Here is a 19922-nt window from a genome sequence, read left to right as displayed (position 1 = left end):
ATTAGAGCTTTCTTACCTAAAAAAACTGACCTCAATGAAATCTCAACAGAACAAATACAAGCAATCGAAGCTAAAATCAATAACAGACCCGTTAGAAAGTTTAATTACCTTAGTCCAATACAAAAACTCAAACAAAAATTAGGTGTTGCACTTATAAGTTGAACACGGCTTTTCGGGTCAAAAACTTTTGGTTTTAATCATTTGGTGATCGGATATGATGAAGAAAAACAAAGTATTTATCGCTACCAGTTTGGATGGGTTTATCGCCGACAGAGAAGGAGGAATAGATTGGCTGCATTCCATTCCCAGCCCCGAGCACAATGACATGGGATACAGTGCATTTATTTCCGGGATAGATGCCTTGGTGATGGGGCGAACTACTTTTGAAACCGTTTGTGGCTTTGATATCCCCTGGCCTTATACTCAACCGGTCTTTGTCCTGAGCAACAGCCTGTCCTCAATTCCTGACTCGTACTCAGGAAAGGCCGAATTGGTCCGAGGAAGTCTTCAGGAAATCCTGTCCGAGATTCATGCCAAAGGATATTTTCAACTTTACATTGATGGGGGCAAAACAATACAGAGTTTTTTGAAAGAGGATTTGATTGATGAATTAACCCTTACCACCATTCCGGTGCTCCTCGGTGGAGGAATTCCGCTTTTCTCCGAACTTCCCCGAAGACTGGACTTTGCCTGTGTCGAGTCCAAACTATATTTGGACAAGGTGGCCCAAAATCGATATATCCGAATGCGGTAAGCCTGTTTCATCTTTGATCTGCCTTTCTTTTCTTCCTTTTCAAAGGATGCCTTCTATTTTTCTGAAAAATCCCTGGAGTTTACTCAATCGTTTCCGCAGATTTTAACTTTCCGACACAGGGTTCTGGATACTTAATTTCTTATTTTAAATGCATGATGGATAAGGATTTAAGCCGAAGGCGATTTATAAAGAGCACTCTTCTAAGCGGAGCAGGACTTGCCGTCTTGCCTGGATTATCCCTAAATGCCGCCCAAAGGGAATCTAAAATGCGGTTTGGCCTCGTCACCTACGAGTGGGCCAAGGATTGGGATTTGGCCACATTGATCACCAATTGTGAAAAAACCGGTGTGCTGGGAGTAGAACTTCGTACCCAACATGCTCATGCCGTAGAGACCAATCTGAGCAAAAGCCAACGCGAAGAAGTCAAAAAGCGGTTTGCAGACAGCCCCGTCACCTGCTTAGGTTACGGGAGCAATTACGAGTACCACAGTCCTGACCCGGTGAAGCTCAAGCAGAATATCGACGGGACAAAAGCCTATATCCAGCTTTGCCATGATATTGGGGCGACTGGGATCAAAGTCAAACCCAACTTCTTGCCGCCTGAGGTGCCCAAGGAAAAAACCATCGCTCAGATTGCGTCCTCCTTCAATGAAGTGGGAAAATATGCGCGGGATTATGATCAGCTCATCCGAGTGGAAGTGCATGGTCAGCATACTCAGGAACTGCCGGTGATGAAGGCCATCTTTGACCAAGTCACCGAGCCCAATGTGAAAATCTGCTGGAACTGCAACGAGGAGGACTTACTTCCTCCCGGCTTGGAAGCTAATTTCCATTCAGTGAAAAAATGGTTTGGCGATACCGTCCACGTGCGTGAGTTTAATGTCGGCAACTATCCTTACCCTGAATTATTCAGGCTTTTCAATGGGATGAATTACGAGGGATGGATCCTATTGGAAGCCCGAACCAAGCCCGCTGACCGGGTAATTGCCTTGAAAGAGCAGTTGGGACTGTTTCAGGAACTGGTAGCTCAGTAAGCAGTAAACAGTAGGTAGTAAGCAGTGGACAGCAGGCAGTCGGCAGTAAAAAGGGGCAGTTCCAATAGCAATAGGGAGCAGTACTTGAGTTGGCTTTGGAGAGTTGAAAATTTTCTAATGATCAAGAAATACAACGAATTAACCCTTAACAATTAACCCTTAACAATTAACTAATAACCAATTAACCAATAACCAATAACTCAAAACCTTGAACATACTAACCCAAAATGCCATGAACAACGATAATTCGAGAAGGGATTTTCTCAAAAAAACAGCCTTAGGCACAGCTGGACTCAGTCTGGGTGCTATGGCCTTTTCACCTAAAAGTTACAGCCGCATCCTCGGAGCAAACGATCGAGTGAATGTGGGTATTGTAGGATTCTCTGACCGCTGTCGGGGAGCTTTGGTGCCTGCCATGCAAATTCACGCCAAGGAGATGAATTTTCAGTTTACTGCTGTCTCGGATATCTGGAGCCGAAGGAGAGAGGAAGCCCAAGCTTTTGTGAAGGAAAAAGCGGGTTTAGACATCGCTGCCTGCAGAAACAATGATGAACTCTACGATCGTAATGACGTGGATGCAGTGATCATCAGTACGGCAGATTTTCAGCATGCGCTTCATTGCAAAGAGGCAGTAGAAGCAGGCAGAGATGCTTACGTGGAAAAGCCCTTTGCAGAAACAATGGCAGATAATCGGGCGGCAAAAGAAGCGGTGCTTCGAACCGGAAAAATCGTGCAGGTAGGCTCACAGCGTAGAAGTGGGATCAATTATCATCAGGCCCATGATTTCATCAAAGCGGGCAAGTTTGGAGATATTGTAGCCGTAGAAATGACTTGGAATGTCAATCAACCCGGACGCTGGAGAAGACCGGATTTGGTGGATCAGATCAGAAAAGAGGATACCGACTGGGATCGATACCAGATGAATCGCCCAAAAACCGACTGGGACCCGAGAAAATATCTGGAGTTCCGTCTATTTTGGCCTTACTCTTCCGGTATTCCCGGACAGTGGATGGCGCATCAGATCGACACAGTACATTGGTTTACTGACTTGCCCCACCCAAGAAGTGTAGCTGCCAACGGGGGAATTTACCTTTGGAAGGACGGTCGCCAGAATTTTGATACGATGACCGCTGTTTTTGATTATGGTCCTTTGAATGACTCCTCAAAAGGTTTCCAAGTGATCTATTCTTCGCGCTTCACCAATTCAGCCGGAGGCACCAAGGAGATTTACTATTCCAATGCAGGAGAGCTGAATTTGGATACCAATAAGATCTCTCCAAACGGAGGCCTTCGAGCAAATCAAGCCCGAGCAATGGGAATGCAGGAAAACCTGCTTCAGGAAATGGCTTTGGGAGAAGCGGTGAAAGTGGAAACCGGAGCCAATACCGGAGCAGATGACATGACTTCCGCCCATATGCGCAACTGGATGGAATGCGTTCGGTCCCGTAAGAAGCCCAACGCAGACGTGATGGCAGGGTACAACCACTCCATCGCCAATATCATGACCACAGCTGCACTGAGAACAGGTCAGTTTGTGACCTTTGATGAGGAAAAGCAGGAAGTCTTGGCTGGTGGAAAGCCTTTCCAGTATTGAGCTATGCGATCGAGAAATAAAATCCAATGGGGGACAGCAGGTGTACTGCTGTCCTTCTTTTTCGGAATGAATGCGCCCCTTCATGCTCAAAAAGATCAAGTGAAATTGATTCGTAAGGATGCCGAAAAGAAGGTGGAGGTACGGATCGGAGAGGAGCTTTTTACAGCTTATCTCTATCCTGAGACGATTGCCAAGCCAGTTCTTTACCCCATTATTACCTCTGGTGGCCATGAAATCACCCGAGGTTTTCCTTTGGCACCCAGACCGGGAGAGCGGGTGGACCATCCCCATCATATTGGGCATTGGATGAATTATGGCGATGTCAATGGACTGGACTTTTGGAATAATTCCGATGCCATTCCTGCCGACAAAAAGGATAAATACGGAACTATCAGGCATACCGGAATCACAGCGTTGAACGAAAACGGGAATTCCGCTGAGTTGGAGGTAACTATGGACTGGTTGGCTCCGGATGGAAATGTTTTGTTGAAGGAGAAGACCCGGTTTGTTTTTTCGGCAGAAGGGAAAAAACGAACCATAGACCGAATTACTACCCTTACCGCACAAAGCGAGCCGGTATCCATGAAGGATAATAAGGAGGGTGTCTTTGCGATCCGGGTAGCCCGAGAATTGGAGCATCCTTCGAATAAACCGGAGATTTTTACCGATGCCAATGGGATCCCCACTACAGTAGCTAGTCTGAATAATGAAGGGGTCAGTGGCAAATATCGGAGCAGTGAAGGAAAAGAGGGAGATGATGTATGGGGTACCCGTGGGGAATGGGTGACGCTCAACGGAGAGATAGAAAAGGAAAAAATATCTGTCGTCATTCTGGACCATCCCTCCAATCCCGGCTATCCGACCTATTGGCATGCCCGAGGGTATGGTCTCTTTTCAGCCAATCCTTTGGGACAAAAGGAATTGAGTGGAGGAAAAGATGTGCTGAATTTTGGTTTGAAAGCTGGGGAGTCGGTCACATTTCGGTATCGTATAATGGTCTATTCTGGGGAAATCCCAGGCGATGAGGTCTTGAATTCGGAGGCAGGTAGCTTTGGAAAAGAGCAATAAACAATGGGCAATGGCCAATGATCAATTATCAATGAGCAATGACCAATGAGCAATAATCAATAACCAATTATCAATGAGCAATGACCAATGAGCAATAATCAATTACCAATTATCAATGAGCAATGACCTATGAGCAATAATCAATTACCAATTCTCAATTTCCAAACGCTTTTAACTACCAAACAATGATTAATTACCAATGAGCAATGATCAATAACCAATAACCAAGGAACAATAACCAATGGTCAATGATCAATAACCAATTCTCAATTTTCAAACACAATCAACTACTAACCCTTAACTATTAACCCTTAACCCTTAACCCTCAACCCATACCCCCATGAGAGCCCTATTCGCTTGTCTATTCTTTTCTTTTCTGGTAGCCTGTTCGACGACGAAGGAAGAGATCAATGAAGCCGATATCATCATCTATGGAGGGACTTCTTCCGCGGTTACGGCTGCGGTGCAGGCAAAGAAGATGGGGAAATCTGTGATTGTTGTTTCACCGGATATTCACTTGGGAGGATTGTCTTCGGGTGGTTTGGGATTTACGGATACGGGAAACAAGGCGGTCATCGGTGGATTGGCAAGGGAATTTTACCATCGGGTATATCTTCACTATACTCAGGATTCAGCTTGGAAATGGCAAAAGAGAGAGGAATATGGAAATAAAGGGCAGGGAACTCCGGCAATTGATGGAGATAACCGAACCATGTGGATTTTTGAGCCTCATGTAGCCGAGCGGATTTTTGAGGATTTTGTCCGAGAAAACCAACTTAAAGTCCACCGAGACGAGTGGCTAGATCGGGAGAAAGGAGTGGTTAAGGAAAATGGAAAGATTGTCTCGATTCAAACCCTTTCCGGCAAAAAGTACAAGGGTAAAGTCTTCATCGATGCTACCTATGAGGGAGATTTGATGGCTGCTGCAGGGGTAAGCTACCATGTGGGCCGGGAAGCCAATTCGGTTTATGGCGAGACTTGGAATGGAGTACAGGTTGGAGTTTTTCAGCACCGGCACTATTTCATGGATTCCATTTCAGCTTATCGGATTCCGGGAGACCCGAGCAGTGGACTTTTGCCAGAGATTTCTTCCGATCCTCCGGGTAAAAACGGAGAAGGGGATCATCGACTTCAGGCTTACAATTTCCGAATGGCATTGAGCAAAAACCCAGATAATCGGATTCCTTTTCCCAAGCCTTCCAATTACGATTCCAATCGGTATGAGCTCTTGGCTAGAGTTTATGCCGCTGGCTGGAATGAGACCTTTTGGAAGTTTGATCCGATTCCCAACCTGAAGACAGATACTAACAATCATGGTCCTTTCAGTACGGATTATATCGGAAAAAATTTCGACTATCCTGAGGCAAGCTATACTCGCAGAAGGGAAATCATCCAAGAGCACGAGGATTATCAAAAAGGACTGATGTATTTCTTGGCAAACGATGTCCGTGTTCCTGAAAAGGTCAGGAATGAACTGGCCAATTACGGATTGGCCCAGGATGAATTCACAGACAATGGGAATTGGCCTCATCAGATTTATGTGCGGGAGGCACGAAGAATGGTCGGGGCCTATGTGATGACCGAACAGGATGTGCTGGGTGCAAAGTCTGTCCCTCAGTCTGTTGGAATGGGGTCCTATTCCCTGGATTCTCACAATACCCAGAGATTTGTCACTCCGGGAGGATTTGTCCAAAATGAAGGAGATATCGGGGTTCATCCCGAAAAACCCTATTCCATTTCCTACGGGACCTTGGTGCCCAAAAAGGAGGAGTGTACCAATCTGCTAGTCCCAGTTTGTGTATCGAGCTCGCATACCGCCTTTGGATCGATTCGAATGGAACCCGTATTTATGATTTTGGGTCAAAGTGCAGCAGTGGCGGCATCCTTGTCCATAGATGAGCGTATTGCTGTGCAGGATTTAGGTTATGAAAAGCTAAAAAAGGTTCTAGTTGAGGAAAAACAGGTGTTGGAAAATTGATCTTCCCTGCTTAGTTGAATTACTATTTTGAACTTAATCCTGCTCATGGTTACTTTGAAGATTCATGATTTCGATTTTTGGAAGGAGGATGTTGGAGGCTAGTTCCACCTTTTGTTTTTTTAGCGACTCTAGTAGGCATCTGGTCGGGAAAAGTTGGAGTTATGCTTTCTTGCTTTTAAATTTAAGTGAAGCCAATGATTATTTTTCGCTTCAATTGTTAAGGATAAAGGATCAAACGGAAAATAAAGTTTTTATTTTATATGAAAGACCTAAATAACAGGAACATTTTGTCTAGTTTAGTTTAAACCTGATTTAGGATGAGAATATCAATTTGAAAGCAGCTAGAAAACCCAATATGACAGTAGAGAAAAAAACTAAAGGGAAAAAAACCCGGGAGAATATTCTATATGAGTCAAGAAAAATCCTGAATGAAACAGGGGTTTTTTTGACTCTTCGGGAACTATCAAAAATCATCGGAATCACAATAGGGGGAATTACCAACTACTTTCCCACCAAGGATCATTTGTTTATGGGCTTGGGTGAGATTTTGGAAAAGGATGTCGCCGAGGTTTCAATGGGCATTACCTTAGCCAAAGATCCATCCTTTTTTACTTTCGTGGACCTGTTGTCCAAAATTATGGATATTCAGTTTGAAAATAGATCCACCATCCGCTTTATCTCCCTGGCAAGTCAATCCCAAAAGACTCTGTTTGACCAAATAACCGAATCCTGGAACAGCCAAAAAGATACACCAGTGGCTATGGTTCAAGCCTTGGTGGACGAGCAGCTTCTTTCAGAGTCCATTTTGGAAGAGTTCCAAGTTCTGGTGTTCCGATTTCAATTCATCAATACCATGACCACTTGGATTTCGTCTTATTCCCTATATGACAATGATCAGTCATTCGATAAGGTCAAGCCTATCTATATTGCCGGGATATTGAATGTATTCGAACCCTACCTTACTCCCAAAGGGAAGGAGGAGTATCATTTGGTTTTCAAGCAACTTAAAACCAATTATGAGAATAAAACAAGCGCCGGTGATTGATCGGTTTTTAATAATTTCTAGGTAAGTGATTGATTTTTTTTGAAGATTTACTTTCCAACCAGTGAAAGAATAACCTATTGGCAGAACACAACCGGAGGCACAAGGGACTGTAATTTTTGGTCTTACCCTATTTTATGAGCCTGCTGAAGTACTGAATATTCGCCGAAAAGGAGAAAAAGCTCATGTCATAACTTCTTTAGAATTTCCACTGCCGATTCGATATGCTCGACTTGGAAAAAGCGCTCATGCTCTATCTCATGCTCCACCTGCTCATGGAGCCAAGTAATATGAAAGGGAATATGGATTCCATATCCTCCCAACTCCAGTACGGGGAGAATATCTGATTTTAGACTATTGCCTAGCATCAGAAACTCCGAAGGCTGGATATCCAGATGACGGATAAGTTTTTCGTAATCACTGACTCGCTTTTCGCTCATGATTTCAATGTGGTGAAAGTGCTTTTCCAACCCTGATTTCTTTAATTTTCGCTCCTGATCGACTAAATCACCTTTGGTTGCCATCACTATGCGATAGTCTCCATTCAAAGCTTTCAAAACCTTCTCGACTCCGGGAAGGAGGTCTACTGGTTTTTCTAACATATCCTGACCGATCCGGATGATTTTATCGATGAGCGTGATCGGCACTTTATGATCTGAAATCCTCAAAGCGGTCTCAATCATAGAAAGCATAAATCCTTTGATTCCATAGCCATACAATTTCAGATTTTCGATTTCTGTGCGATACAGCTCCTTCATGATTGCATGCTGAGGCATGAAGTCTTCCAATAGACTGGCGAATTTTTCTTCCGCTTCGCGAAAAAAGGGTTCATTGACCCAAAGGGTGTCATCGGCGTCGAAGGCGATTACTTGGATAGGCATTATTTGAGATATTTGGTGTGGTTTCAAAAAGAAAAGTAAGTGGTAATTAGTAAAAAGTGAGTGGTCTCACAGCAAAATACTACTAACTACTTACCATTTACAAATTTTACTTTACTGTCTCTCTCATCCAAGCGAGCAGCACCTCTCTCCATCCTTCCACAGCTCCTTTTCCCAAACCAAAAGCAAACCCATGTCCTCCGCTGGGATAAATGTGAAGGGAGGCTTTGACCCCATGTTGATGCAAAGCCTGATAATACAGCAGGGAATTCTCAATAGGTACGCCCTTGTCGTCCTGGGCATGGACCAAAAAGGTGGGGGGAGTATCAGCAGTCACATTCAATTCCCCGGAGAATCGATCCATCAATTCTTGGGAGGCATTTTCACCGATCAGGTTTTTTCTCGAACCTGAATGTACGGCAGCATCTCTAAAGGAAATCACCGGATAGACTAAAATGGAGAAATCCGGTCGGGCAGAAAGGGCATCAATGGAGTCTTTGGGACGGTTCACTTCATGGGCATATTCCGTACTCAGAGTGGAGGCCAAGTGTCCTCCGGCTGAGAAGCCCATGATCCCCACTTTGGAAGTGTTGATGTTCCAAGCCTCAGCATTAGCTCGGACCATTCGGATGGCCCGCTGTGCGTCGAGGAGAGGTACTTCTTTAGGATCGGTCAGGGATTTGGAGATGGGCAGTCGGTATTTGACCACTATGGCAGCTATTCCCTGAGCATTGAACCATTTGGCAAAGTCAGTTCCTTCCCAATCGTAAGCCAAAATAGCATAGCCACCTCCAGGAAAGATCACCACTGCCTCTCCTGTGGCAATTTGCTTGGTGGGCAAATACACATCGATGCTGGGAGTTTGCACATTGGCGATTCTGAGGATTCCCTGCTGAGTGGATTCTTCCTGCAAATCGGAAGGGTTCTGCAGGGGAGGGGTGCCTTCCCAGAGTGGAAGGGTGTGATTTTGCGCAAAAGTCAGCATACTCAGTAGGATCAAGGCTAGGGTTTGGAAGGATTTTTTCATAGCATAAGAAATGTTCAAGATTCTAAAATTTTATAGGTAAATCCCAAATCCGAAATCCGACATCTGAAATCCGGCATCCGACTTTATCCTTTAAACTCAAATATCGGCTCACAAAGCGCCCATCTCCAGTTGGCAGGTGTGCCGGGCAAGTTGGTCTGAAATTGGCCAAGAAAGGCCTCCCATTCCTGAACTTTGGGATTGGCATTGTCCAAAACAGCTTTCTTTTCGAAGCTGAAATCATCCTCAGTCTCCAGAATCATGCTTAGCCTGTTTCTCCAGCGATAAATACTCATGCCGCTTATTCCTGCCACGCGAATACTTTCGAGAATTTCCGGAGCAACGGCTTGGTGGCATTCGACATAAGCTTGAATAGCGCCCGGTTCGTCTTTTAGGTCGCAGATCAGAAGAAATCTTTGCATGGGCTTTGGATTTTCAATTCTCAAGAAACTGAAAAATTCTTCTTTTCCCATCCTGAATTCAAAAAACTCAATCAGGAAGGATCCACATCCACCACCCATCTTACCGAACGGAAATCCGGCACGGCCTGAAGCTCCTCGATGATTCGGGTCAGGTTCTCTTTGAAAACACTCTGAGTAGCTCCGGATTTTTCGAGCTTGATCAGGCTTTCCAGTTGGTATTGGTTTTTAATTCTCGCGATTACCCCCTTTTCAGGCCCGAGCACAATCTTTTTCACAGGGATCTTGGCCATTTGATGATGAAGGGCATGGGCAGCTTTTTCGGCAGTCTTGAAATCGGTATGGCGGGTGGTGATTTTGATCAGCTTGACATAAGGTGGGTAGTAGTATTTTTTCCGGTCCATCATTTCCTGACGGAAATACTCCTGATAATCTCCTCGGATGATATTTTCAAATACTTCATTTTCTGGTTTTCGGCTTTGGATGATGACCTGTCCCTTCACTTCCCTTCTTCCGGCACGTCCGGCGACTTGAGTGATCTGCTGAAAGGCCCTTTCTCCCGATCTGAAATCCGGGAAGTTCAAGATTCGGTCTCCATCCCAAATCCCCACGACACTTACGTTTCCGAAATCCAAGCCCTTGGTAATCATCTGTGTGCCCACCAAAATATCAATTTGTCCCGCAGCAAATTCATCCAAAATCCGCTGATAACCATGCTTGTTTCGTGTGGTGTCCAGATCCATTCTTCCCATTCTGGCTTCCGGGAAAAGCAAACTCAGGGATTCTTCGATACGCTCTGTCCCCATTCCTTCCAAAGAAAGCTGAGAACTTCCACAAGCAGGGCAGGTTTGGGGAATCTTTTCCTTATATCCACAATAGTGACAGCGTAGCTCCTCAGCAAACTGATGATAAGTCAGGCTGACGTCGCACTGCACACATTGTCCGGTCCATCCACAGTCCTCACATTGGATGTAGGGGGAATAGCCCCGACGATTTTGGAAGATGAGCACCTGCTGTTGCTGATCGAGGGCCTGCTGGACTTTCTCGCGGAGCAGACGGGTGGAGTCCAGTTTGAGCAGGTTTTTCTTTCGGTCTGCGGAAAGGTTGGCCAGGTGATATTCCGGGAGGGTAGCATCTCCGAATCGGTGATCTAAGGATATGTAACCGTACTTTCCCTGGCTGGCATTGGAGTAGCTTTCAAAGGAAGGAGTGGCGGAACCCAAAAGTGTTTTCGCCTGATGAAAGTAGGCCAACATGATGGCCGCATCCCGAGCGTGAAACCGAGGAGCTGGGTCAAACTGCTTGTAGCTAGGTTCGTGCTCCTCGTCAATGATGACAAGCCCCAGACTGTCAAATGGAAGAAAAATCGAAGATCGCACCCCAACTACAAATGGAAAGCGCCCACTAAGCACTCCATTCCATACTTCCACTCGTTCGTTGTCGGAATATTTGGAATGGTAAACGCCCATCCGGGAGCCGAAAACCTGCTTAAGTCTCCCCACAATTTGTGTGGTCAAGGCAATCTCAGGGAGGAGAAGCAATACCTGTGAACCGCTGTCGATGACCTCTTGGATCAGTTGAATGTAGATTTCGGTCTTGCCCGAACCAGTTACCCCATGCAATAGAACCGTCTGCTTGCTTTCAAAATGCTCCTTGATTTCATCAAAGGCAGCTTGCTGGGAAGAGGAAAGGGTATAGGCTTTCCGGCCTGCCTCCACTTCCTCGATTCGGTTGACTATCTGCTTGAAGGATTCGAAGACGCCGTTCTTGATGAGCGTTTTCAGGGAGCTTTCCGAATCTCCCTCTTCGAGAAGGGAAGCTTTATCCAGGCCCTTTTCATTGAGTTCGGGTCGCTGAAATACCGGAATGTCCCTGAGAAATTTGAGCAATATGGATTCCTGCTTGGGTTTGCCCTGGACAGCTTCAAATACCGCCTGAAGGGCATTTTTGTCCTTGGCGATTTCCGGAACCAATCGAATACGGGTCTCCACCTTTGGGCTGTATTTATCCTGCACCTTTTCAAAGATCAGGATGGCCTCTTTGGCTACCAAGCTTTTCAGAATGGGATGGATCGTCTTGATTCCGAGTATTTTTTCACAGTCCTCGTAGCTGAGTTCTGCCTGATTTTCCAAGGCCTCGAGAATTTTCTCTTCTCTGATATCCAAAGGATATTTGCTGGTTTCTGGGTCAAAGTTGGGGTTAACCTGGATCTTGCTTTCTGAAGAAAGCCTGAGACCGGAAGGCAAGGCAGCAAACATCACCTCTCCGATATGGCAGAAGTAATAGTCTGCCATCCAAACCCAAAACCGGATTTGCAGGGGATTCACACTCGGCTCGCTGTCGAGAATATCCAAGATCGGCTTGGCATCGTAGGCTTGGGGAGGCTTATTGTGAACCTTGCCAATGATGCCGGTGAGGACTTTTTTCTTCCCAAACTGAACAATTACCCGAAGCCCAATCTGAATCGCTGACTTGAGTGCCGATGGAATCCGATAAGTGAACATCCTCGGAATCGGCACGGGCAGGATGATATCGGCGAAGTTGTTTCCGCTGTTTTTATCCAAAAAATCATGATCTCCAAAAAGACTTTCCACCAAACTAGGCTAAATAAGGTAATTGGGATAGGGCTTCTGTAACCGTGTTTACCGGTCTCCGACAGGCTCGGTCAAAACATACATAAATTAAGGCATTTCCCTCCGAATCGGCTGTCTTTCCGGATAAAATCGGGGCAGTTTCTGTCGGAACTTCCGACCATGCAAGGACTGAGTTGGAAAAAAGGGTGTTTCTGAGCTCTAGGGAAAGCTTCTGTGCTCCTTTTCCCACAATGGCGATTTCTGCAGTCGGAACGAGCATTTCCAGGTACAAATTGGCCCAATTGCAGAGAAATCCGGGTTCTTTGGTGATCAAATCCTTCATTCCTCCCAGCATTTTGCGGGCGATTTCTCCGTATTTTTCCTCATAGGTGAGTAGGCTAAGCCGGTGAAGGTTTCGGGCCATGACCGAATTGGAGGCTGGAATTACATTGTCGAATAGTTCTTTTTTATTGGCAATTAGCTTTTCGGAATTAGGGTTGTTGAAGTAGAAAAAGCCATCACTTTCGTCAAAAAACTCGCTTAGGCAAGTTTCGGTAAGATCACTTGCCCAATCCAAATAAATTGCTTTTCCACTGGCTTCAAAAGCGAAAAGCAAAGCACGGATAAGCGCAGCATAATCTTCCAAAAAGGCTGGGGTGTAGGCCTCTCCATTTTTGTAGGATCGTTTCAAAACTCCATCTGTAATCAGCTTTTTCCGGATAAACTCCAGGTTATCCAAAGCCAGGTCTAGCATTTCGGGATCTCCGGTAGCAAAATAGGCCTGAATCAGTCCTGCATCCAGCATGGCATTCCAACCCACCAGCACTTTGTCGTCTTTACCAGGGAAAATCCTTTGGTTTCTGACCTCCAAGATTCGGTGTTTAAGTACATTCAATTTTGAAATCAGCTCTTGTTCATTTATCCCGAATTCAGCGGCAAGCTGGGCATATTCCTTGGTTTGAAAGAGAATATTCACCCCATCCTCCCAGTTTCCCTGAGGCTTCAGATTGTATAGCTTGGCAAACCAAGGCATCTCGTCGCCGACGAGGCTTTGGAGTTCGACATAGGTCCAGGTGTAGAATTTTCCTTCCACTCCCTCGCTGTCTGCATCCTGGGCAGCGTAGAATCCACCCTCTTCCTGGAGCATCTCTGCCTTTATCCAGTTGACGGTTTCTTTCACTTTCTCCAGAAAAAGAGGATCTAGGCTGGCTTGATAGGCCTTGGCATAAAGCTCCAAGAGCTGCCCATTGTCATAGCCCATTTTTTCGAAGTGGGGGGCAAACCATTCTCCGTCTACAGAATACCGGGCAAATCCGCCCCGAAGGTGATCATAGATTCCTCCCATTCCGATCTTTTTCAAGGTAAAGAAGACCTTTTCCTTCCAAGATTCATTTTTTGAAAGGACTGCGAAGTCCAAGGCAAAATTCCAGATGGCAGGCATGGGGAATTTGGGAATTCGGTTCATGCCTCCCCATTCGCTATCAAACTGTGCCGAAAGCTTAGTGGCAATTTCTATCAGTTCATCGGGCTCAAGGAGGTTTTCTCCGGCTTCAATGCCATATTTTTCCGTCTCTTTCCTGCTCAGGCTACGTCCAAATCCCTCTGCGCTTTCGGCCAACTGATCTTCATGCTTCGCAAAGGCATCTGCAATATTGGCCAGCAATTGCTTCCATTTCAGGTTGGGAAAATAGGTGCCTCCGTAGAATGGTTTCTGATTGGGCATGAGGAACACATTCAGTGGCCAACCGCCCTGCAGTCCCATCGCCTGCACTGCGTCCATGTAAATGTTGTCAATATCGGGGCGCTCCTCCCGGTCGATTTTGATGCAGACAAAGTGTTCGTTCATCAAATCCGCCGTGATCTGATCTTCAAAACTCTCCCGCTCCATCACATGGCACCAATGGCAGGCCGAGTAGCCGATGGAAACCAATATCGGTTTGTTTTCTACTTCTGCTTTTCTGAGCGCTTCCGGGCCCCAAGGGTACCAATCTACCGGATTGTGGGCGTGTTGAAGGAGATAAGGGGACTGGGAATGGATGAGACGGTTGGTGGACATTGGAAAATTGGAAGATTGCAAAATTGAAAGATTGGAAACCATCCCCAAATTTGTAATTGAATCTACAATAGGAATAGGATCAAATTCCCCCTTTTCAAAGGGGGCTAGGGGGATTTAGTTTTTCAGTAATTGATTTCAGTTCTTTTGAAAAATCAAATTCTCCATTCAATCGTTCCAGCTTGGCCAAGAGAATTCTCAGGAAGTTTTGATGGGAAATACTGTCTGGATTCAGGGGGCGATGCGCAAGTTCTTGTCTGATCTTTTGGATTTCAATATTTTTTTGGCGGGTTTCTGAATCGAAAAAGCTGTCAGAGAATTTCTCCCAAATGTAGTTTTCCGCTTCTTCGCTGGGATGAATAAGATCGGATTTATAGAATCTGTAATCCCGTAATTCATCGATCATGATCTCATAAGCAGGAAAATAGTGGACACTGGGAAATCTCTTTTCCAATTCGTGGCAGAGGACTCGGAGCAAACTCTTGCTGAGCTGATTTTCAGCAATCCCGTCTTTGATATGGCGTACTGGACTGACGGTCAGAATAATCTTCAGATTCGGGAAAACCCGGGAAAAATTGCCCAAGGTTGTATCCAAGTCGAATAGCATGGACTCTAGCTTGGAGAGTCTTTTCTCGAACAACTTTTGAGGCTGTTTGTGGCAATTAGCTACCGCACCGAATTCATGGTGCTCATAAATCCAAGCCGTACCAAAAGTCAAAATCAAGTGGGTTCCTGAGGAAAGGTAGTAGTGGGTTTGCTCTATTTTTTCCTTCCAAAGCTGGGAAAGCTCTTCTTTGCTTTTCCCTACCAAATCCGAATGGGCTGAATAATGGAAAAACAGACCTTCCCGCTCCAAAATGCCAGATTCGGCGATCGGGTCCTGAAACAAGGCATAGTCCAGCAGTTGGGAAAGGATTTTGGGATGGAAAATGGTCCCAAAGGGATTGACCAGTACATTCATTTTGCTTTCCTGCATTTTTGTGCCGATTACCTGGGCAAAGCAGGAACCCAAACTGAGGATTTTGCTCTGATGGGTGATGGGAAAAGGAGAATCAGGGATGGGAAAATCAAGTGACCAACGCATGCCTTGAAGTTACGACAAAAAACAAAAGGCATCACATGGGATGCCTTGGAGCGGGTAATGAGTCTCGAACTCACGACCTTCAGCTTGGGAAGCTGACGCTCTACCAACTGAGCTACACCCGCTTTTTTTCAAATTTATGATGAATGAAAGTTGATTTGCAAGTGAAGCAGAATTAAAAAATCCCAAGTTCTTTCCCCATCCTTTTCAACTGCAAATCTCCAAATCCATAGATGGGTAGCCTCCTTTGAAATTCACTGAAAATCTCAGGAAAACTGCTGGTTCCCAACTCCTTTTGAATATCAAGGAGGGTGGCTTTTGGCTTGCCTGGGTAATCCCCAATTGGCATCATATCTCTCCATGCCTCGACAGCTTCTTTGAGAAAAGGGAATCTTTCCGAAAAAAGATCTGCGATTTTTAGGGCCTCAAATACGTCTTCATTCTGAAAATGAATCCAAAGGTCTCCTAATACCTCCCGCTCTTTGGCACTAATGGTATGTGCTTTTTTCTTAAAGCTCTCGATCAGTTCTTTTTTGCCCAAAGTGGAAAAATGATAAGGGGAATCCGGATAGGGCAAGACCAAAAAGACTTCTGCCGGATGGTTTTTCAGGTAGTTGAATACAAACCACAGATTAACCTGGCAGAAGAGGTCTTCCTCAAACCAACAGTAAATCTTGCTGTCAGGAGGGATACTTTTGATTTTTAGGATTTCTTGGTAGGAGTGTTTTTCGTAATCGGGATGAGAAAATTCTGGATACGTTAGGTGAATGAATTCCGCCCGAACTTCCCAAAGCTCTTTGCCAGATTCAGCCCTAACGGGTCCGTCAATCAGGCATTCTCTGAAAACGATCCGCTCTCCGGAAATTTCATCCGGGAATTGCGCTAACAATGCATCTCCATTGAGGATGTGAAAAATCATCGGGTAGGGTATTTGGATTTCATGTAGTGGTATCCTTTCGCGATCAATTCTCTCAAAGCATCCTCCTTGATGTCCTCCAGCTTATTGATGTAAATACAGGAAGCGCCTGTTTTGACTTTTCCCAAGCTATCCAGAGAAAAATCAAAATCCTCGTGCATGCATCCCATCACGTACAAGGAAATAGATGCTTTTCTGGGCGAAAAACCCACTATCAAAAAATCTCCTTCCCGTCCACTTTCATACTTGTAGTGATAGCTTCCAAAACCGATGATGGAGGGCCCCCACATCACGGCCTTTTCTCCGGTGACTTCTTCCATGATTTTTTTGATCCGGAAGGCATCCTGTCTTTTTTTGGGAGATTCTACCTGATTGATAAAATCATCCACAGAAGCATCGGTCGGCTGGGTTTTGTTTTCTGCCATGGTTAGTTCATTAAGTGCTTTTGAAGGAAGGTAGCCGTTTCTTTCGAGACTCGGATCATATTTTCCCACTTCATCCAATGGTGCGTATCCCCGGGAATAAGGATCGATTCATACGGTTTTTTCAACTCCTCAAATCGACGGATCAGATCGGTGGTTTGGCTGATATTGACATTCCGGTCATCGTCCGAGTGGATGAAGAGAACTGGACTTTTCCAAGTATCCAAATCCGCAATCGGGGAGGAGGTCCAGGCTGTTTCCAAAGCTTTTTCATAATCAGGCGCAACTTCGTATCCTTCCGGCAAATCGTATCGCCCATCCAAATCGTGTACGCCGTGGATATCCACTCCGACTTTAAACAAATCCGAGTCTCTAGCCAAAGCCAAAGCAGTCAAATAACCTCCATAGCTCCCTCCATAAATTCCGATTTTTTCCCCATTCACTTGGGGTAAATCGGCCAAAAACTCTCCTCCGGCTTTGATGTCTTGATATTCTACGGCTCCTTGATAGTACCCAAAAGCCGGTCGATGAAATTCATAACCATAGCCGATCCCAAGCCTAAAATTCACTGACAATACCACAAATCCCATTTCGGCCAAATACTGATTCAATGCATAGGTATTGCTGTAATAATCCATGTAGCTCCAGCCTAAAAGCATCTGACGCTGAGGTCCTCCGTGGACAAAGACAACTCCGGGTTTTTGGCTGGGGCCGCCTTCTTTTTCGAAAAGTTGTCCATAAACAGTTGTACCATCAGGTGCAGTGAATTTGACTTGTTTGGGAGTGACGAGTTTTGCTAAGGGAAAGTCAGAAGGAATTAAATTCTCCTGAAGCAATTGGGTTTGTCCTGCTTTTTTTACTGTCACCAAATGAGGCCGCTGAGTAGTTGCGGAGAAATAGGCAAGATTTCCATCTGCTAAAGCCACTGGATAGGCTTCGATTCCTTCTCCTTGGGTTTCCCAAGTCAGTTTTTTACTGGCTAAGTCCACTGATCCGATATGCCTGCGGTCTTTGTCTGCTTCATTTGGGCCATGATTGGCTGAAAAAAGAACCCGTTGTCCATTGGGACTGAGTTTGATCTGCTCCACCATGTAGTCGCCGGGGGTCAGGAGCGTCTCTTTTTTGCTTTGCAAATCCAAGGAATACAAATGCTGCCAACCGTCATGGTAAGATTCAAAAACCAGCTCTTTTTCATTGGGATAAGAAAAAAAGAAGTAGCGGTAAGAGCCTCTGAGTGTCTCGGGAGCTTTCCAAAGCATTTCAGCTTCTCCAGTAGCTACATCCGCATGCAAGATTTCCCATGGGCTATGTCTGGGCTCCAAAAGGGGAAAGGCCGCTCCCTCACCTCCGAGTGTTTTGATAAATGCAATTTTGCTTCCATCCGGAGACCATTTGGGTTGGGAATAGCGGTGGAAGGAGGGAGCAATGAACTGAATCGGAGTAGCAGCATCCCGATAGATTCCCAGTAATTGATGACCGCCTCGACTGACAGTGAAGGCTAGATTTTTTCCATCCGGTGAAAACTCCATCGAGTTTACATTCCCTTTGATTTGGAAAACCTGCTTAGCTTTTGCTCCATGAGTGAGACTGATTTTCCAGGCTTGGCCACCTTTGAGGTAGTGGATTTCTCCTGTCGGGCTTAGCTTGAAGTCATCTCCCTCAACGATCGGATTCGCCTTTTGGCTTTGGATATCGATTTTCCAGATTTCCACTTTCGGTAATTGAGGGAGATTTTCTGCATTGACGGTGGAGGAAGCGTTTCCGCCCCCATGATCGCCTCCTCGGACAAAAACGAGGTGTTTTCCGTCTTGGGTGAAAGTCAGGCTGCTGATTTCCTGTCCATCATCTTTGTCAAAGGCGGTTAGTCTGACAGGGGTGAAGTCCGGAGCTTTGGCATAGTATACATTGCGTTTCCCTTGCTCATACATGGCCCAGGCGAGTTGGGTTCCGGATTGGTCAGCGGTGAGTTCGGATGGAAAGGTGAATTTGCCCATCTGCTCCATGGTGAAGGATTGGGATAGGGCTAAAGTGTAAGAAGAAAGGAAAAGAAGGCATAAGAGGCGGATTTTCATGATTTAGTCTTTGGTGAGGAGTCTTTCGAGTTCATGGGCGAGTTCTTCTTTTTCAGGAAGATAGAGTTGGTATTTGCTTACAAAGAGTTGGTTGCTGATATTTTCGGTGGCATATTCTACTAGAATATGGTCTTTAAAAGCGCCTAAGACAATCCCAATTGGAGGATTATCACCTTCCACATTTTCTTCTTTTCTGAAGTAATTCAGGTAAAGGTTCATTTGACCAATATCCTGATGGTCAATTTCCCCTCTTTTTAAATCAATGAGAACGAAGCACTTTAAGATTCGGTGGTAGAAAACAAGATCCACATAGAAATGGCGATTGGCCAAGCTGATCCGGTACTGTTTACCAATAAAGGCAAAACCTTTTCCCAATTCAAGTAGAAAGCTTTGAAGATTCTTAATCAATTCGGTTTCGAGCTCGCCTTCTGTGTAGTTGGTTTGGCTTTTTAAACCTAAAAATTCAAATACGTAAGGATCTTTGATCAGGTCCTTTGCCTGCTGTAGTTCCGCTCCCTTTTGGGATAAATGAAGAATATCTTCCTTGGCCTTACTTAATGCGAGTCTATGAAAAAGCATACTCTTCATCTGACGCTTGAGTTCCCGTACAGACCAGTTTTCTTTTTCGCATTGTTTAGAGTAAAAGCTGATTTCAAGCGCTTCGTCGGATTTAAGAATTTCAAAATAGTGACTCCAGCTCAATTTGTGAGACAGTGTCTCACTAATTGGAAAGCTTAAAAAAAATTTCCTCATATATACTAAGTTTGATCTGCTAAAACCCTTCCCAAATTCCAATGTCAAGTCCCGGGAAAGTCGATCCAGAAGATTGGATCCATACTCCGATTTTGCTTCTCCACCCTGTTCAAATTCCACGATGTGCCTTCCGATATGCCAGTAGGTTTGTACCAAAATGCTATTGACTGCCCGGCCGGCCTGTTCCCTCCCAGCTTTTAAAAGCTGGCTGATTTCACTTTTCAGATGTGAATATTTGGAATGGTTGTCAGGATATTCCAT

16 protein-coding genes, 1 tRNA gene and 1 pseudogene are annotated in these 19922 nt (G+C 45.2%); 7 read left to right on the top strand and 11 right to left on the bottom strand.

What is annotated here, in order from left to right:
• The 7 genes and pseudogenes from AAA943_RS21965 to AAA943_RS21360 all read left to right on the top strand — a co-directional run.
• Nucleotides 1-162, top strand: a pseudogene (locus AAA943_RS21965) (IS30 family transposase); the annotation flags it as partial.
• A 52-nt stretch (nucleotides 163-214) separates the two neighbouring features.
• Complete coding sequence (locus tag AAA943_RS21385; RefSeq protein WP_338226437.1) at nucleotides 215-754, top strand: dihydrofolate reductase family protein; 540 nt, start codon at nucleotides 215-217, stop codon at nucleotides 752-754.
• Between the two features lie 152 nt (nucleotides 755-906).
• Entirely contained in the window at nucleotides 907-1788 is an 882-nt protein-coding gene (locus AAA943_RS21380) for a sugar phosphate isomerase/epimerase family protein (RefSeq protein ID WP_338226435.1), read from the top strand.
• A 232-nt stretch (nucleotides 1789-2020) separates the two neighbouring features.
• A complete protein-coding gene (locus AAA943_RS21375) occupies nucleotides 2021-3382 on the top strand; it encodes a Gfo/Idh/MocA family oxidoreductase (RefSeq protein WP_338226438.1) in 1362 nt (453 codons plus the stop codon).
• Between the two features lie 3 nt (nucleotides 3383-3385).
• The gene (locus AAA943_RS21370; protein WP_338226434.1) at nucleotides 3386-4450 is read left to right on the top strand and encodes a DUF6807 domain-containing protein; all 1065 of its coding nucleotides are present in this window, start codon (nucleotides 3386-3388) and stop codon (nucleotides 4448-4450) included.
• A gap of 340 nt (nucleotides 4451-4790) precedes the next feature.
• A complete protein-coding gene (locus AAA943_RS21365) occupies nucleotides 4791-6428 on the top strand; it encodes an FAD-dependent oxidoreductase (protein WP_338226433.1) in 1638 nt (545 codons plus the stop codon).
• Nucleotides 6429-6783: 355 nt separating this feature from the next.
• Nucleotides 6784-7473, top strand: a complete 690-nt coding sequence (locus tag AAA943_RS21360) for a hypothetical protein (protein ID WP_338226432.1) — start codon at nucleotides 6784-6786, stop codon at nucleotides 7471-7473.
• A 185-nt stretch (nucleotides 7474-7658) separates the two neighbouring features.
• On the opposite strand, the gene AAA943_RS21355 is transcribed toward AAA943_RS21360, so the two are convergent.
• The 11 genes from AAA943_RS21355 to AAA943_RS21305 form a co-directional block, all read right to left on the bottom strand.
• A complete protein-coding gene (locus AAA943_RS21355; RefSeq protein ID WP_338226431.1) occupies nucleotides 7659-8351 on the bottom strand; it encodes an HAD family hydrolase in 693 nt (230 codons plus the stop codon).
• Nucleotides 8352-8457: 106 nt separating this feature from the next.
• A complete protein-coding gene (locus tag AAA943_RS21350; protein WP_338226430.1) occupies nucleotides 8458-9375 on the bottom strand; it encodes an alpha/beta hydrolase in 918 nt (305 codons plus the stop codon).
• An 83-nt stretch (nucleotides 9376-9458) separates the two neighbouring features.
• Nucleotides 9459-9794, bottom strand: coding sequence for an L-rhamnose mutarotase (locus AAA943_RS21345; RefSeq protein WP_338226429.1), 336 nt, complete (start codon nucleotides 9792-9794; stop codon nucleotides 9459-9461).
• 71 nt (nucleotides 9795-9865) lie between these two features.
• Nucleotides 9866-12385, bottom strand: a complete 2520-nt coding sequence (gene priA, locus AAA943_RS21340; protein ID WP_338226427.1) for a replication restart helicase PriA — start codon at nucleotides 12383-12385, stop codon at nucleotides 9866-9868.
• A gap of 4 nt (nucleotides 12386-12389) precedes the next feature.
• Entirely contained in the window at nucleotides 12390-14420 is a 2031-nt protein-coding gene (locus AAA943_RS21335) for a thioredoxin domain-containing protein (protein WP_338226426.1), read from the bottom strand.
• Nucleotides 14421-14514: 94 nt separating this feature from the next.
• Nucleotides 14515-15501: a GSCFA domain-containing protein gene (locus AAA943_RS21330; RefSeq protein WP_338226425.1), complete on the bottom strand. Its 987-nt coding sequence runs from the start codon at nucleotides 15499-15501 to the stop codon at nucleotides 14515-14517.
• Between the two features lie 46 nt (nucleotides 15502-15547).
• A tRNA-Gly gene (locus AAA943_RS21325) sits at nucleotides 15548-15623 on the bottom strand.
• A gap of 50 nt (nucleotides 15624-15673) precedes the next feature.
• Complete coding sequence (locus AAA943_RS21320; RefSeq protein WP_338226424.1) at nucleotides 15674-16417, bottom strand: DUF1835 domain-containing protein; 744 nt, start codon at nucleotides 16415-16417, stop codon at nucleotides 15674-15676.
• On the bottom strand, nucleotides 16414-16839 hold the full coding sequence (locus AAA943_RS21315; protein ID WP_338226423.1) for a DUF1801 domain-containing protein: 426 nt from the start codon (nucleotides 16837-16839) through the stop codon (nucleotides 16414-16416). Before AAA943_RS21315 ends, AAA943_RS21320 begins: the two co-directional genes overlap by 4 nt.
• A 2-nt stretch (nucleotides 16840-16841) precedes the next feature.
• Nucleotides 16842-18908, bottom strand: a complete 2067-nt coding sequence (locus tag AAA943_RS21310; RefSeq protein WP_338226422.1) for a S9 family peptidase — start codon at nucleotides 18906-18908, stop codon at nucleotides 16842-16844.
• Between the two features lie 3 nt (nucleotides 18909-18911).
• Entirely contained in the window at nucleotides 18912-19922 is a 1011-nt protein-coding gene (locus AAA943_RS21305) for a PDDEXK nuclease domain-containing protein (protein ID WP_338226421.1), read from the bottom strand.

Origin of the sequence: Algoriphagus confluentis (assembly GCF_036245625.1) — a bacterium.
In the GTDB taxonomy this organism is placed as follows: domain Bacteria; phylum Bacteroidota; class Bacteroidia; order Cytophagales; family Cyclobacteriaceae; genus Algoriphagus; species Algoriphagus confluentis.
The sequence above is the reverse complement of the archived record's forward strand: the minus strand, read 5'-3'. Positions and strand labels throughout refer to the sequence as shown.

Coding starts and splice junctions, on each gene's coding strand:
- AAA943_RS21385 (WP_338226437.1), top strand. CDS start 215: ATGATGAAGAAAAACAAAGTATTTATCGCTACCAGTTTGGATGGGTTT.
- AAA943_RS21380 (WP_338226435.1), top strand. CDS start 907: ATGATGGATAAGGATTTAAGCCGAAGGCGATTTATAAAGAGCACTCTT.
- AAA943_RS21375 (WP_338226438.1), top strand. CDS start 2,021: ATGAACAACGATAATTCGAGAAGGGATTTTCTCAAAAAAACAGCCTTA.
- AAA943_RS21370 (WP_338226434.1), top strand. CDS start 3,386: ATGCGATCGAGAAATAAAATCCAATGGGGGACAGCAGGTGTACTGCTG.
- AAA943_RS21365 (WP_338226433.1), top strand. CDS start 4,791: ATGAGAGCCCTATTCGCTTGTCTATTCTTTTCTTTTCTGGTAGCCTGT.
- AAA943_RS21360 (WP_338226432.1), top strand. CDS start 6,784: ATGACAGTAGAGAAAAAAACTAAAGGGAAAAAAACCCGGGAGAATATT.
- AAA943_RS21355 (WP_338226431.1), bottom strand. CDS start 8,351: ATGCCTATCCAAGTAATCGCCTTCGACGCCGATGACACCCTTTGGGTC.
- AAA943_RS21350 (WP_338226430.1), bottom strand. CDS start 9,375: ATGAAAAAATCCTTCCAAACCCTAGCCTTGATCCTACTGAGTATGCTG.
- AAA943_RS21345 (WP_338226429.1), bottom strand. CDS start 9,794: ATGCAAAGATTTCTTCTGATCTGCGACCTAAAAGACGAACCGGGCGCT.
- AAA943_RS21335 (WP_338226426.1), bottom strand. CDS start 14,420: ATGTCCACCAACCGTCTCATCCATTCCCAGTCCCCTTATCTCCTTCAA.
- AAA943_RS21330 (WP_338226425.1), bottom strand. CDS start 15,501: ATGCGTTGGTCACTTGATTTTCCCATCCCTGATTCTCCTTTTCCCATC.
- AAA943_RS21320 (WP_338226424.1), bottom strand. CDS start 16,417: ATGATTTTTCACATCCTCAATGGAGATGCATTGTTAGCGCAATTCCCG.
- AAA943_RS21315 (WP_338226423.1), bottom strand. CDS start 16,839: ATGGCAGAAAACAAAACCCAGCCGACCGATGCTTCTGTGGATGATTTT.
- AAA943_RS21310 (WP_338226422.1), bottom strand. CDS start 18,908: ATGAAAATCCGCCTCTTATGCCTTCTTTTCCTTTCTTCTTACACTTTA.
- AAA943_RS21305 (WP_338226421.1), bottom strand. CDS start 19,922: ATGGAATATCCTGACAACCATTCCAAATATTCACATCTGAAAAGTGAA.